Genomic DNA, 13325 nt, shown 5'->3' on the forward strand with positions numbered 1-13325 from the left:
CCGCTCAGGTGCGTCGGCGCGCGCCGATGGTGTAGCGGCCGGTGCCGCTGCTGCGGTCGTAGTGGCGCACCTGCACGTAGTAGTCGCCGGGAAGCAGCGCCTTGCTGATGCGCGGATTCAGTCCGTAGCCGCTGTCGTCGTCCTCGGCGATCAGCGCGGTGGGGCTGCCCGGGCCGAACAGCTTCATGTACACGTCGGTCGGGCCGCGGGTGTCGATCTCGTACACGCCCTCGGCGTCCACCTTCAGCAGGAACACGTCTTCCTCGCCAGGGCGGCCGATGGACTGCTCGATGCGCGCGGCGCCCACCGCCAGCGGCAGCGGCTGGGCCACGCCGGGGCTGCTGCGCGGGTACATCTTGGCGCCGGCCACGAACTCCTTGTCCAGGCGCGAGAGCACCTCGTTGGCCCGCGTGGCCACGCCGTTGAGCGTCCACTCGGCCGGGAAGGCGTACAGCATGATCGACTCGGGATCGAACTCGGTGCCGTTGATCTGGTCGACCGAGTACTTGCGGAACACGTTGTGCCGTACCGTGGCCTCGTCCCAGAAGTTGGGCGGGCCGGCCAGCGCGGCGATGACCACCGGCTCGTTCCACCGGATGCCGCCCTCGGGGTTGCTGTGCTCATGGCCCAGGCCGATGGCATGGCCGAACTCATGCGCCGCGGTGCCGCCGTCGAGGAAGCCCAGGTTCATCGTGGCCTGGTTCAGCGGCACGCTGCGGGCATCGGTGCCCACCATGGACCAGGCGCCGTCGTTGGCATCGAAGCTGATGCGGATGTCGGCATTGGGCATGTTGCCGAACTCGAACTTCAGGTTGGCCACCGCCTCCCACCAGCCCGCCTCCTCGCGGGCGGTGGCGCGCTGGCTGGCGGTGCCGCCGATGAAGCGCACCTTCAGCGTGGAGCCGTTGAGCCAGGTGGTGCCGCGCACCGCCACCGCACGGGCGCGGCCGCCGGGGCGGGGCGCGGCCAGCGGCTGCGGGCGCATCAGGTTGCGCGGCAGCACCCGGTCGTAGCAGCAGCGGGCGGCCGGGCGGAACGGCTGGCCTGTGTCATCGGCTGGGCGGTCGGTCGTCGGATCGGGCATGGCAGGCTCCAGTGAGGTGGCGGTCTGTTGCGTACCTTAGGCATTTCCGCGTTGGCGTGCCACGGTGAGCCTGACAAGCTAGGGACGCGGAGCTAGGGATGCCGGCTGCGGCATCATCCGCGGCCATGAAACAGGCCCCCTTCTTGGCGCTGCACCAGGTCAGCCGCCGTTTCGCCAACGGCGTGCAGGCGCTGCAGCAGGTGGACCTGCAGGCCGCGCGTGGCGAGTTCGTGAGCCTGCTGGGGCCTTCCGGCTGCGGCAAGAGCACCGTGCTGCGACTGCTGGCGGGGCTGGATGCGCCCAGCAGCGGCAGCGTGCAACGCCCGGCCGACGACGTGGGCTACGTATTCCAGGAGCCCACGCTGATGCCCTGGGCCACCGTGGCCGACAACGTGCGCCTGCCGCTCCGCCTGCGCCGGGCGCCGCGTGCGCAGGCCGATGCCGCAGTGCGGTCCGCGCTGGCCGCGGTGGGGCTGGACGGCTTTGCGCAGGCCCTGCCGCGGGAGCTGTCCGGCGGCATGAAGATGCGTGCATCCATCGCCCGGGCGCTGGTCACGCGCCCTTCGCTGCTCCTGCTGGACGAGCCCTTCGCGGCGCTGGACGAGATCACCCGCTTCAAGCTCAACCAGGACCTGCTGGCGCTGTGGCAGCGCGATGCCTTCACCGCGGTGTTCGTCACCCACAGCGTGTTTGAGGCCGTGTTCCTCAGCCAGCGCATCGTGGTGATGGGCGCTCGGCCCGGCCGCGTGGTGGCCGAGGTGGTGGTGGACGCGCCCTATCCGCGGCTGCCGGCCTTCCGCAGCAGCCCGGCGTTCATCGGTTGGTGCGCGGAGGTGTCGCAGGCGATGGAGCAGGCCAGCGAGGCCGCGCTGTGAGCGGCCCCCGTGCCGAGGCGCCGTGGCTGCGCTGGGTGGTGCCCGTCGTCGTGGCCGTGGCCGCGCTGGTGGGCTGGGAGGCCGTGGTGCGCCTTTACCAGCTGCCGCAGTACCTGCTGCCCGGCCCGGTGCTGGTGGGCAAGACGCTCTGGGCCAACTTCGGCTCGCTCATGGGCAGCTGGTGGTTCACGGTGAAGATCACCTTCGGCGCGCTGGCGCTGGCCATCGTGGGTGGGGTGCTGCTGGGCGGGCTGTTCGCGGTCTCGCGCTGGGTGGAGCTGAGCCTGTTCCCCTTCGCGGTGGTGCTCCAGGTGACCCCCATCGTGGCCATCGCGCCGCTGATCCTGATCTTCATCGACAGCACCACCGCAGCGCTGCTGCTGTGCGCCTGGATCGTGGCCTTCTTTCCCATCCTGGCCAACACGGTGGTGGGCCTGCGCAGCGCCGATGCGCGGCTGCGCGACCTGTTCCGCCTGTATCGCGCCACCCGCTGGCAGACGCTGGTGCACCTGCTGGTGCCTTCGGCGATGCCGTACTTCATGGCCGGGCTGCGGGTGGCGGCGGGGCTGTCGCTCATCGGCGCGGTGGTGGCCGAGTTCACGGCCGGCGCCGCCGGCCGCGAGACGGGCCTGGCCTCGCGCATCCTGGAAGCCAGCTTCCGCACCGAGATGCCAAAGATGTTCGCCGCGCTGGTGCTTGTGTCGCTCACCGGCATCGCGCTGTACGGGCTGATGCTGCTGCTGTCGCACTGGCTGCTGGGGCGTTGGCATGACAGCGAAAGGGTGGCCGACTAGCCCTGCTGTTACCGGTTGGCACACCGCTCGCTATAGTCCGCCCACCCCTTCAGCCGCCGTCCGACCATGCCCTACCGCGCCCTTGCCCTTGCCGTCCTCACCGTCAGCGCACTGGGCGCGCAGGCGCAGACCAAGGTGGTGTTCGCCACCAACTGGAAGGCCCAGGCTGCGCACGGCGGCTTCTACCAGGCGCTGGCCGACGGCACCTACAAGCGCATGGGCCTGGACGTGGAGATCCGCCAGGGCGGCCCGCAGGTGAACAACCGGCCGCTGCTGCCGGCCGGCAAGATCGACTTCCTGATGACCGGCAACCTGCTGCACAGCTTCGACAACGTGAAGAACGGCGTGCCGGTGATCGTGGTGGCGTCCATGTTCCAGAAGGACCCGCAGGCCTTGTTCGCCCACCCGGACCAGGGCTACAAGCAGTTTGCCGACCTGAAGAACGCGCCCACCGCCTTCATCGCCAAGGATGCGCAGTTCTCGTGGTGGAGCTGGCTCAAGGCCGACTACGGCTTCAAGGACGAGAACCTCAAGCCCTACAACTACAACCTGGCGCCCTTCCTGTCGGACAAGAAGAGCATCCAGCAGGGCTACGCGGTGGAGGAGCCGATCTCCATCGAGAAGCAGGGCGGCTTCAAGCCGCTGACCTTCCTGCTGGCCGACCACGGCTACAGCACCTACTCCACCACCATCGAGGCCCGCACCGAGATGGTCAAGAACGACCCGGATCTCATCCGCAGCTTCGTCAATGCGTCGGCCATGGGCTGGGTGAGCTACCTGTACGGCGACCGCCGCCGCGCGGATGCGCTGATCAAGCGCGACAACCCCGAGATGACCGACGAGATGCTGGACAAGTCGGTCGCGCTGATGAAGAGCCTGGGCATCGTCGATTCCGGCGACGCCACCACGCTGGGCATCGGCGCCATGAAGCCGGAGCGGGTGAAGGACTTCTACGACAAGATGGTCAAGGCCGGCCTGTACAAGCCTGGCGAGGTCGACCTGAGCAAGGTCGCCACGATGCAATTCGTGAACAAGGGCGTGGGGCTGGACCTGAAGAAGCAGCTCGGCGGCAAGTAAGCTCGGGTTTCCCCCAATCACCAGGGCCGGCTGCATGCCGGCCTTGTCATTGCTGCCCTGGCCGATGTACTTGTTCTGGCACACCGTCACCCGCTTCGGCGAAGCCCAACTCCTGCTGCCGGCACTGCTGGCCGTCACCGCCTGGCTGGCCCTGCGCGCCGGTGCCGCCCGCGTGGCGCTGGTGTGGCTGGGCACCACCGCCGTGGCCGCGCTGCTCACCACCGCCAGCAAGGTGGCCTTCATCGGCTACGGCGTGGGCTACGCGCCGCTGGATTTCACCGGCATCTCCGGCCACGCGATGTTCTCCGCCGCCATCCTGCCGCTGCTGGCGCGCGAGACGGTGGGCGCATCGCATCCGCGCTGGCATGCGCCGGCGGTACTGGCCGGGCTGGCGCTGGCTGCGCTGGTGGCGGTGTCACGGGTCAAGGTGCATGCCCATTCGCCGTCGGAATGCTGGGTCGGCTTCGGCCTGGGCGCCGCTTCCAGCCTGCTGGCGCTGCGCGCGGCCGAGCTGCCCCAGGCCAGCGCGCCGAAGAAGCTGGTGCTCATCGTGGGCGTGTGGCTGGCGGTGGCTGTGGCGGGCGCGCCGCCCTCGCGCACGCATGATTGGGTGACGCAGCTGTCGGTGCAGCTGGCTGGCCGCAGCCAGCCCTATACCCGCGCGCAGATGCACCGCGAATGGCAGCAGCAGCAGCAGCGGCTCAACGGCCGCGTGGTGGCGCCATAGCGTCGCGCAGCGCGGCTTCGTAGGCTTCGAAGCGCTGCAGGTCGCCATGGCCGGCACCGGCCACGCGGTGCAGCCGCACGCCGGGCAGCGTGCGCGCCAGCGCCTCGCTGTGGGCCAGCGGGATCAACGTGTCGCGATCCCCATGCACCAGGTCGATGGGCAGCGCCGTGCCTGCCAGCGCCTGCAATGCGGCATCGGTGCGCAGCGGGTAGCGCAGCAGTGGCGCGGGCACGAAGGGGTACTGCTCGGCCGCCATCTGCACCATGCTGCGGTAGGGCGAGACCAGCAGCAGCGCCTGCGGTCGCTGCGCCGGCGGCAGCTCGGCTGCCAGCCGGGCCGCCAGTCCGGTGCCCAGCGAGCGGCCGAGGAACACCACATGCCGGCCCGCGTACTGCGGCGCCACCCGGGCCCAGGCGGCCTGCACGTCGGCCAGCAGCTGCTGCTCGCTCTCGATGCGGCCGGTGCTCTTGCCATAGCCACGGTAGTCCAGCATGAACAGGTCCATGCCCAGCGCGCGGTAGAAGTCGAGGTTGACGAACCAGCGCTCCAGGTTGCCTGCGTTGCCATGCAGGAAGAACACCACGCCGCGTGCACCGGGGCGCCGCAGGTGCAGCGCATTCAGCCGCGCGCCGGGCACGTCGATGAACACCTCGTGCACGTCGGCCGGCAGGTCGAAGCGGTGGTCGGCGGCCAGCGGCACCGGATGGAAGATCAGCGTCTCCTGCTTCCACCACAGCGCCCCCAGCATCAAGGCATAGGCCGCCAGGGCCACCACCAGCAGGGCGGCCAGCGCCTTCCAGGCCAGGCGCCGCATCATCCCAGCGGGGATACGCCGATGAGCCAGCTGTGCAGCCAGAACACGAACAGCAGCCACACGCCCACGCCGGCCACCAGCGTGATGACGGTGCCGCGCAGCGTGCCGGGCGGGTACACCGTGCCCTCGCGCCGGTCACGCCGGCGCGAGACGGCATACAGCACGATGGCCCACACCAGGAAGCTGCCGAACAGCACCACGTCGGCCAGCATGCCGTTGGCCAGCAGGTGGGCGAAGGCCCATACCTTCACGCCCAGCACCATCGGATGGTGCAGCGCGGCCTTGATGTGGTTGCGCGGGCTGTCGGAAGCGGCCAGCAGCACGAAGGCGATCAGCGTGAGCAGCAGTGCCGCATGCCGCATGCCACGCGGCGGCTGCCACAGCAGCACCGGGTCCAGCCGCGCCTGGCCGTAGCCCCACACGATGAGCACCAGCCCGGCCAGCGACACCAGCGAATACAACCCCTTCCAGCGCCGCAGCCCGTGCGCGGCGATCTGCCGCTGGCGAAAGCCTTCGGCAAAGATGCGCGTGGCATGGGGGCCGAGGAACAACAACAGTCCGGCGATCAAGGCGGTCATGGCGATGGCGCTGTGCGCGATGGCGGGAATGCCGGCATTCTCACCCTCCAGCCATCACGAACGAGGAGGTGAGATGAGCGAGGCCCAAGCCGGCGCCGTGCCGGCAGACAAGCGCTTTTACTGGGAGGACTTTCCGGTGGGCAGCGTGCGCGAGTTCGGCGCCAAGCGCGTCACGCGCGAGGAGATCATCCGCTTTGCCGGCGAATTCGATCCGCAGCCTTTCCACCTGAGCGACGAAGGCGCTGCCCGCTCGTTGTTCGGCCGCCTGTGCGCCAGCGGGTGGCACACCTGCGCGATGGTCATGCGCATGATGTGCGACGAATACGTGCTGGACAGCAGCAGCCTGGGCTCGCCGGGCATCGAGAACCTGCGCTGGCTGAAGCCGGTGTACGTGGACGATGTGCTCAGCGTGCGCCTGGAGGTGCTGGAGGCCCGGCCCATGGCCAGCAAGCCGCAGGTGGGCCTGGTGCGTTCACGCTGGCAGGCCAGCAACCAGCACGGCGAGCCGGTGCTGACCATGGAGGGCTGGGCCATGTTCGGCCGTCGCCCGGGCGCGGCCTAGAAACGCGAACGTTCGGCCAGCGCCACGCTGCCGCCGGGCAGGCCGCGCTCGAGGCGGTCTTCCAGCTCGCCCAGCGTGGCCGCGATCGCATTGGCGTTCTGCTCGAAGGCCAGGCGCTGGCGGTCTTCCAGCTGCTCCATGCGCTGCACCAGGGCGCTGCGCGTCTGCTCGTGGGATTGGGCGAGGCGCAGGGTCTCGGCGGCGATGAAGCTGCGCAGCTCGGTGAAGCGCGAGGCCTCGGCGGTGTCGGCCAGGGCACGCTGGGCCTGCAGGTCCTTGTTCAGCCGGCGCTGCTCCATCAGCAGCGTGGCCTGCAGCGAGATGGCCCAGACCACGAACACCACGCTCAGCACGGCCACCAGGCCCAGCATGATCAGGCCCAGCGGCGCTTCCACGGTGGTGAAGCCCAGGTAGAGCGGCGTGGGCGTGGCAAACGCCGACCAGTTCAGCAGCGCAAAGCCGGCGGTGAGCACCAGCACGGCAAGCACGAGCAATGTGCGACTCATGGGTTTCTCCTTGTTCGATCCGGCACCGCGACGCGGCAGCCCGGGCGCCGAGTGTCGCCGCTGGCGCAACCCATGGGCTGTCGGACAACACCCCGTCACATCCTCTGCGGCTAAACTCGGCCGCAGATTCAGGAGAGCGCATGCCACCACCGGCATGCCGCCGAAGGCGCAACCTCCCATGCACGCTCAGGCACCGTACTGGATCTGTCGATTGGCCGACGCTGGAGAGTGAAGCCCGCCACGGGCTTCCACCGAAGGAGCAAGGCGCCATGCCCGTGAGGGGCCGGCGCTGAATCTCTCAGGTACCGAGGACAGCGGGAGCGGCACGAGCGCGGATGCGTTCGTCCCTTCCATGACTGTTCGTTTCCTGAGAGTACTTCCATGAAAGTCATCGTTCTCGGCGCCGGCGTGACCGGCGTGACCTCGGCGTGGTTCCTGCAGCAGGCCGGCCACGACGTCACCCTGATCGACCGCCAGCCCGGCGCCGGCCTGGAAACCAGCTTCGCCAATGGCGGGCAGATCTCGGTCTCGCATGCCGAGCCCTGGGCCAATCCCGGCGCGCCGCTGAAGGTGCTGAAGTGGCTGGCGCGCGAGGATGCGCCGCTGCTCTTCCGCCTGCGGCCCGATGCGCAGCAGTGGCTGTGGGCCCTGCAGTTCCTGCGCGAATGCACGCCGGCACGCACCCGCCACAACATCCGGCAGATCGTCAACCTGGGCCTGTACAGCCGCAGCACGCTGCAGCAGCTGCGCGCGCAGCTGGACATCCCGTACGACCACCTCACAAAGGGCATCCTGCACTTCTACACCAGCCAGCAGGAGTTCGATGCCGCACAGGAGCCGGCCCGCGTGATGCGCGAGCATGGCTGCGAGCTGGACATGAAGACGGCCGACGAATGCGTGCAGATCGAGCCCGCGCTGGCCCAGTGCCGCGACCGCATCGTCGGCGGCAGCATGACGCCCAGCGACGAATCGGGCGACGCCCACGCCTTCACGCAGGTGCTGGCGCGGCATGCGCAGGCGGCCGGGGTGCGCTTCCTCACCGACACCCGCATCGTCGGCATCGAGCGCGAGGGCGACCGGCTGGCCGCGGTGCAGGTGGCCGATGCCGACGGCGGGGTGCGCCGCGAGGCAGCCGACAGCTTCGTGCTGTGCATGGGCTCGTTCAGCGCGGCCTTCGCGCGGCAGCTCGGCATCACGCTGCGCATCTATCCGGCCAAGGGCTACTCGGTCACGTTGCCGGTGATCGACCCGGCGAACTCGTACAACGTCTCGCTGACCGACGACGAGTACAAGCTGGTGTTCTCCCGCCTGGGCGACCGGCTGCGCATCGCCGGCACGGCCGAGCTCAACGGCTACGACACCTCGCTGAACCTGGTGCGCTGCGAAGCCATCGTGCGCCGCACCCGCGAGCTGTTCCCGCAGATGACGGACGGCCAGGGCGCCCGCTACTGGACCGGGCTGCGGCCGGCCACGCCGTCCAACGTGCCCTACATCGGCCGCTCGAGGATCGGCAACCTGTTCCTCAACACCGGGCATGGCACGCTGGGCTGGACGCATTCCTGCGGCTCCGGCCGTGCCATCGCCGACATCGTGAGCGGCCGCGTGCCGGAGCTGGACTTCGCCTTCTGCGGCCTGCCGCAGGCGGCGCCGGCCGGGCGGCTGGCCGCCGCGTAAGGCTTCAGCTGGACACGGGCCGGGCCAGCCGCCGGTAGGCCAGCAGCGCCAGGCCGCCGGCCACCGCCATGGCCAGGCCCATCGGGCGGGCGCTGCCGTCGTTCATCAGGCCGACCGCCGCGCCGCTGGCGCTGGCCAGCGTGAACTGCAGCGTGCCCATCAGCGCCGATGCGCTACCGGCCTGGTGGCCCTGGTGGGCCAGTGCCCCGGCGGCTGCATTGGCGCCGACGAAGCCCAGCGATGCCACGAACACGAACAGCCCCAGCAACGTGCCCGGCAGCGCCAGGGCCGGCCATGCCGGCGTGAGCAGCGCCACCGCCAGCAGGCCAGCACCGGCAACCGCAGCCACGGCAAGCGCGGCTTGCAGCAGCGTGCCCGCGTCATGCTGCTTGAGCAGCCGGTGGTTGAGCTGCGCCGCGGCCACCAGGCCCAGCGCATTGGCGCCGAACACCAACCCGTAGGCCTGCGGCGAGAGCCCGTGCAGCTCGATCAGCACGAAGGGCGAGGCCGCGATGTACGCGAACATGCCGGCATTGGCCAGGCCGGTGGCCAGCGCATGGCCCAGGAAGCGGCGGTCCCGCAGCAGCCCGGCGTAGGTGCGCAGCGCCTTCAGCGGCGAGGTGTCGCGGCGCTGCGCGGCCGGCAGCGATTCGGGCAGCGCCAGCCACGAGGCCAGCAGCCCGGCCACGCCGCAGGCCGCCAGGATCCAGAACACCAGGCGCCAGCCGCCCAGGCCCAGCACCGCCGAGCCAGCCAGTGGCGCCAGCATCGGCGCAAGGCCCATCACCAGCATCAGCCGCGACAGCACGCGGGCGGAGGTCTGCGGATCGAACCGGTCGCGCACCATGGCCATGGGCACCACGATGCACACGCAGCCGCCCAGCGCCTGCAGCAAGCGCAGCGCGGTGAGCATGGCCACGCCTTCGGCCAGTGCACAGCCGATGGAGGCCAGCAGGTACAGCGCCAGCCCGGCATACAGCGGCGGCTTGCGGCCGAAGCGGTCGGCCAGCGGCCCGTGGAAGGCCTGGCCCAGCGCCATGCCCAGGAAGTAGGCGGCCAGCGTGTACTGCACCTGGCCGGCGGAGACGCCCAGCTCCGCGGCGATGGCCGGGAAGGCGGGCAGGTACATGTCGATGGACAGCGGCGCGAAAGCCGCCAGGCCGCCGAGCACCAGGATGAGCGAGAGCGGCGCGCGGGCCGCCGGCAGCGCGGCTGCGGAAGAGATGGTCATGCCGGCACTATACGGCCAGTTGGTTGATTCAATCAACCAATTCGCCGATATGATGGAGGCGTCCGTGGCGACGCAACAAGATGGAGACAAGATGCCCGCAGTACGCACCGAGGACGACCTGCTGCAGCCCGTGATCACCGTGTTCAACGGCTACCGCGGCTGGATGCAGCAGGCACTGGACGAGCAGGCGATTCCGGCCAGCCCGCTGGACATGTGGCTGCTGTCCATCGTGGCCGAAGGCGATGGCGTGTCGCAGCAGCAGCTGGTGCAGGCCACCGGGCGCGACAAGGCCCAGGTCACCCGCATGGCCGCGCGGCTGGTGCAGGCCGGCCTGCTGGCGCGCGAGCCCGACGCGCAGGACGGCCGCCGCTGGCGCCTCACCCTCACCGAGGAGGGCAAGGCCGCCCACCGGCACATGGGCCGGCAGCGCAAGCGCCTGGCCGCGCTGCTGGCGGCCGACCTCAGCGCAGAGGAGCAGGCCACGCTGGCGCGGTTGCTGGGCCGCATGAGCGCGCGGCTGCCCGGCGCGGGCGGCTGAAGCGCGCGCGGGTCTTACAGTGGCGTTTTGCCCCTGTTCAGGACCTGCTGCATGACCACCACCACCGTTCTCGTCACCGGCGCCAGCGCCGGCTTCGGACTTGCCATCGCCGAACGTTTCCTGGCCGATGGCGCCCGCGTGATCGCCGCCGCGCGCCGCGCCGACCGGCTGCAGGCGCTGGCCGACAGGCACCCCGGCCGCGTGCTGCCGCTGGCGCTGGACGTCACCGACCGCCCGGCCGCCGCCGCCGCGCTGGCCGCGCTGCCGGCCGACTTCGCGCAGGTGGACGTGCTGGTGAACAACGCTGGCCTGGCCCTGGGCCTGGCACCCGCCCACCAGGCCGACCTGGACGACTGGGAACGCATGATCGCCACCAACTGCGCCGGGCTGGTGAACGTCACCCGCGCCATCGTGCCGGGCATGGTGTCGCGTGGCCGCGGCTCCATCATCAACATCGGCTCCATCGCCGGCGAGGTGCCTTACCCCGGCGGCAACGTGTACGGCGCCACCAAGGCCTTCGTGCACCAGTTCACCCACAACCTGAACGCGGACCTGATCGGCACAGGCGTGCGGGCCACCTGCGTGGAACCGGGCCTGGTGGGCGGCACCGAGTTCTCGAACGTGCGCTTCCATGGCGACGACCAGAAGGCCGCCAGCGTGTATGCCGGCACCCAGCCGCTGACGGCCGAGGACATCGCCGACACGGTGCACTGGCTGGCCATGCGGCCGGCGCACGTGACCATCAACGCCATCTCGATGATGCCCAACTGCCAGTCGTTCGGGCCGCTGCAGATCCGCCGCAGCTGAGGCGCGCGGGGCGTTCATGGCCCCACCGGCGTGGCGGGGAACGCCGGTTGCCACAATCCTGGCATCCGCTTCCAACACGCCACAACAAGATGACACAGCGCCTTTCCGTCGCCAAGGACAAGCTCAAGTTCGTGCTGCTCGAGGGCATCCACGCCACCGCGGTGGATGCGCTGCAGGCCGACGGCTACACCCAGATCGTCACCTCGCCCAAGGCCTTGACCGGCGACGCGCTGGTCGAAGCCATCCGCGACGCGCACTTCCTGGGCATCCGCTCGCGCACGCAGCTCACGGCCGAGGTGCTGAAGCAGGCGCCCAAGCTGGCGGCGGTGGGCTGCTTCTGCATCGGCACCAACCAGGTCGACCTGGATGCCGCGATGCACCTGGGCATCCCGGTGTTCAACGCGCCGTTCAGCAACACCCGCAGCGTGGCCGAGCTGGTGCTGGCCGAGGTCATCATGCTGATGCGCGGCATTCCCCAGAAAAACGCGCAGCAGCACCGCGGCGGCTGGGACAAGAGCGCCGCCGGCTCCTACGAGGTGCGCGGCAAGACGCTGGGCATCGTGGGCTACGGCCACATCGGCACGCAGATCGGCGTGCTGGCCGAACACGTGGGCATGCGCGTGATCTTCCACGACATCGAGGCCAAGCTGACGCTGGGCAATGCCACGCAGGTGGCCTCGCTGGACGAGCTGCTGGCCCATGCCGACGTGGTCACGCTGCACGTGCCCGAGCTGCCTTCCACCGTGAACCTGATCGGCGCGGCGCAGCTGGCGAAGATGAAGCCGGGCGCGCACCTGATCAATGCCTCGCGCGGCACGGTGGTGGACATCGACGCGCTGGCCGACGCGCTGGAGCACAAGCACATCGGCGGCGCGGCCATCGACGTGTTCCCGGTGGAGCCCAAGGGCAACGATGCCGTGTTCGAGTCCCCGCTCACGCGCTTCGAGAACGTGATCCTCACGCCGCACATCGGCGGCAGCACCGCCGAGGCGCAGGCGAACATCGGCCGCGAGGTGGCGGCCAAGCTCATCCGCTACAGCAACAACGGCTCCACCGTCTCGGCGGTCAACTTCCCCGAAGTGACGCTGCCCGAGCACACCGGCCGCAGCCGGCTGCTGCACATCCACCGCAACATCCCGGGCGTGCTGGCCAGCGTGAACGAGCGCTTCTCGCAGGCGGGCGTCAACATCGCCGCGCAGTTCCTGCGCACCAACGACGACGTGGGCTACGTGGTGATCGACGTCGACAGCGCCACCAGCGATGCGGCCCTGGGCCAGCTGTGCAGCGTGCCCGGCACCATCCGCTGCCGCGTGCTGTATTGAGGACTGAGGCTCACGCGGCGCTGCCTCCCAGCGCCAGCGTGAGCTGCCGCGCGGCCGCCAGCACGGGCGGCTGCTGCACGTCGGGCCGGTAGCGCGGCGTGGGCATGGTCAGGGTGACCGCGCCCACCAGCTCGCCCGCGGCGCCGAACACCGGCGCCGAGATGCCCGCGAGGTCGGGCGTGCGGTCGCCCGAGGCGGCGCAGAAGCCCTCTCGGCGGATCTTGTCGTAGGCCCGCTCGTCGGCGCCGCCGAAGGCCATCAGCACCCGGCCACCGGCGCCGCGCTCCAGCGGCAGCAGGTCGCCGGCGCGCGTGGGGTCGCGCAGCACCTGGGGTGAATCCACCCGGTACAGGCACAGCCGCTGGTCACCCTGCCGCACGTGGAAGGCGGCGCTCTCCTTCGTCTTGGCCACCAGCTGCTGCAGCACCGGCATCACCAGCGGCTGCAGCGAGAACGAGGCGATGTACACCGCATGCAGCCGCGCGATGCCGGCACCCAGCGCATAGCGGCCATCGGCCGTGCGCGCCACCAGCTGCGCATGCTCCAGCGAGGCCAGCAGGCGCAGCGCCGTGCTCTTGTACAGCTGGCTGCGCCCGGCCAGCTCGGCCAGCGTGAGCGCCGCTTCGCCGGCCTGGAAGCAGCCCAGCAGGGACAGCGCGCGGTCGACTGCGGCGGCCCCGCCCGGGGCGGCATCCATGTCGGCGAGAGAGGCTTGGGCAGCTTTGCGGGGCATCGG

The 13325-nt window shown here is 70.4% G+C and carries 15 protein-coding genes and 2 riboswitches; of the genes, 9 read left to right on the forward strand and 6 right to left on the reverse strand.

Annotated elements, in window-relative coordinates:
- Positions 1-4: 4 nt before the first annotated feature.
- Positions 5-1084, reverse strand: coding sequence for a M12 family metallopeptidase (locus VO99_RS11465; RefSeq protein ID WP_083440527.1), 1080 nt, complete (start codon positions 1082-1084; stop codon positions 5-7).
- Positions 1085-1209: 125 nt separating this feature from the next.
- Here VO99_RS11465 and VO99_RS11470 point away from each other — a divergent pair, with 125 nt between their 5' ends.
- The 4 genes from VO99_RS11470 (at position 1210) to VO99_RS11485 (ending at position 4557) form a co-directional block, all read left to right on the forward strand.
- Positions 1210-1959, forward strand: coding sequence for an ABC transporter ATP-binding protein (locus tag VO99_RS11470; protein ID WP_046112998.1), 750 nt, complete (start codon positions 1210-1212; stop codon positions 1957-1959).
- The gene (locus VO99_RS11475; protein ID WP_046112999.1) at positions 1956-2753 is read left to right on the forward strand and encodes an ABC transporter permease; all 798 of its coding nucleotides are present in this window, start codon (positions 1956-1958) and stop codon (positions 2751-2753) included. The genes VO99_RS11470 and VO99_RS11475 overlap by 4 nt, the downstream gene beginning before the upstream one ends.
- Positions 2754-2819: 66 nt before the next feature.
- A complete protein-coding gene (locus tag VO99_RS11480) occupies positions 2820-3830 on the forward strand; it encodes an ABC transporter substrate-binding protein (protein WP_046113000.1) in 1011 nt (336 codons plus the stop codon).
- Positions 3831-3873: 43 nt separating this feature from the next.
- Positions 3874-4557 (forward strand): phosphatase PAP2 family protein, encoded by a 684-nt coding sequence (locus VO99_RS11485; protein ID WP_157039538.1) that lies wholly within the window; start codon positions 3874-3876, stop codon positions 4555-4557.
- Here the strand turns inward: VO99_RS11485 and VO99_RS11490 are convergent.
- Together VO99_RS11490 and VO99_RS11495 are read right to left on the reverse strand one after the other, a co-directional pair.
- Positions 4532-5371 (reverse strand): alpha/beta hydrolase, encoded by an 840-nt coding sequence (locus VO99_RS11490; RefSeq protein ID WP_198156927.1) that lies wholly within the window; start codon positions 5369-5371, stop codon positions 4532-4534. The two genes, VO99_RS11485 and VO99_RS11490, sit on opposite strands and share 26 nt — an antisense overlap.
- Entirely contained in the window at positions 5371-5949 is a 579-nt protein-coding gene (locus VO99_RS11495; RefSeq protein ID WP_046113002.1) for an NnrU family protein, read from the reverse strand. The genes VO99_RS11490 and VO99_RS11495 overlap by 1 nt, the downstream gene beginning before the upstream one ends.
- 73 nt (positions 5950-6022) lie before the next feature.
- Here VO99_RS11495 and VO99_RS11500 point away from each other — a divergent pair, with 73 nt between their 5' ends.
- A complete protein-coding gene (locus VO99_RS11500) occupies positions 6023-6511 on the forward strand; it encodes a MaoC family dehydratase (RefSeq protein ID WP_046113003.1) in 489 nt (162 codons plus the stop codon).
- Here VO99_RS11500 and VO99_RS11505 read toward each other — a convergent pair.
- Positions 6508-7017, reverse strand: coding sequence for a hypothetical protein (locus tag VO99_RS11505; RefSeq protein WP_046113004.1), 510 nt, complete (start codon positions 7015-7017; stop codon positions 6508-6510). The two genes, VO99_RS11500 and VO99_RS11505, sit on opposite strands and share 4 nt — an antisense overlap.
- Positions 7018-7136: 119 nt before the next feature.
- A riboswitch (glycine riboswitch) is annotated at positions 7137-7228 on the forward strand.
- A riboswitch (glycine riboswitch) is annotated at positions 7229-7342 on the forward strand.
- A gap of 56 nt (positions 7343-7398) precedes the next feature.
- On the opposite strand from VO99_RS11505, the gene VO99_RS11510 reads away from it, so the two are divergent.
- Positions 7399-8691: a D-amino acid dehydrogenase gene (locus VO99_RS11510; protein WP_046113005.1), complete on the forward strand. Its 1293-nt coding sequence runs from the start codon at positions 7399-7401 to the stop codon at positions 8689-8691.
- A gap of 4 nt (positions 8692-8695) precedes the next feature.
- Here the strand turns inward: VO99_RS11510 and VO99_RS11515 are convergent, their stop codons facing one another.
- Positions 8696-9922 (reverse strand): Bcr/CflA family multidrug efflux MFS transporter, encoded by a 1227-nt coding sequence (locus tag VO99_RS11515; RefSeq protein ID WP_046113006.1) that lies wholly within the window; start codon positions 9920-9922, stop codon positions 8696-8698.
- Between the two features lie 91 nt (positions 9923-10013).
- Here VO99_RS11515 and VO99_RS11520 point away from each other — a divergent pair, with 91 nt between their 5' ends.
- The 3 genes from VO99_RS11520 to serA all read left to right on the forward strand — a co-directional run bounded on the left by VO99_RS11520 (position 10014) and on the right by serA (position 12589).
- Positions 10014-10460, forward strand: a complete 447-nt coding sequence (locus VO99_RS11520) for a MarR family winged helix-turn-helix transcriptional regulator (protein WP_052736272.1) — start codon at positions 10014-10016, stop codon at positions 10458-10460.
- Positions 10461-10511: 51 nt separating this feature from the next.
- Positions 10512-11267, forward strand: a complete 756-nt coding sequence (locus VO99_RS11525; protein ID WP_046113007.1) for an SDR family NAD(P)-dependent oxidoreductase — start codon at positions 10512-10514, stop codon at positions 11265-11267.
- An 89-nt stretch (positions 11268-11356) separates the two neighbouring features.
- Positions 11357-12589: a phosphoglycerate dehydrogenase gene (serA, locus tag VO99_RS11530; protein WP_046113008.1), complete on the forward strand. Its 1233-nt coding sequence runs from the start codon at positions 11357-11359 to the stop codon at positions 12587-12589.
- Positions 12590-12599: 10 nt separating this feature from the next.
- Here serA and VO99_RS11535 read toward each other — a convergent pair whose 3' ends face one another.
- Positions 12600-13322, reverse strand: coding sequence for an IclR family transcriptional regulator (locus tag VO99_RS11535; RefSeq protein ID WP_046113009.1), 723 nt, complete (start codon positions 13320-13322; stop codon positions 12600-12602).
- Positions 13323-13325: the final 3 nt, after the last annotated feature.

Origin of the sequence: Aquincola tertiaricarbonis (assembly GCF_000969605.1) — a bacterium.
Classification (GTDB): domain Bacteria; phylum Pseudomonadota; class Gammaproteobacteria; order Burkholderiales; family Burkholderiaceae_C; genus Aquincola; species Aquincola tertiaricarbonis.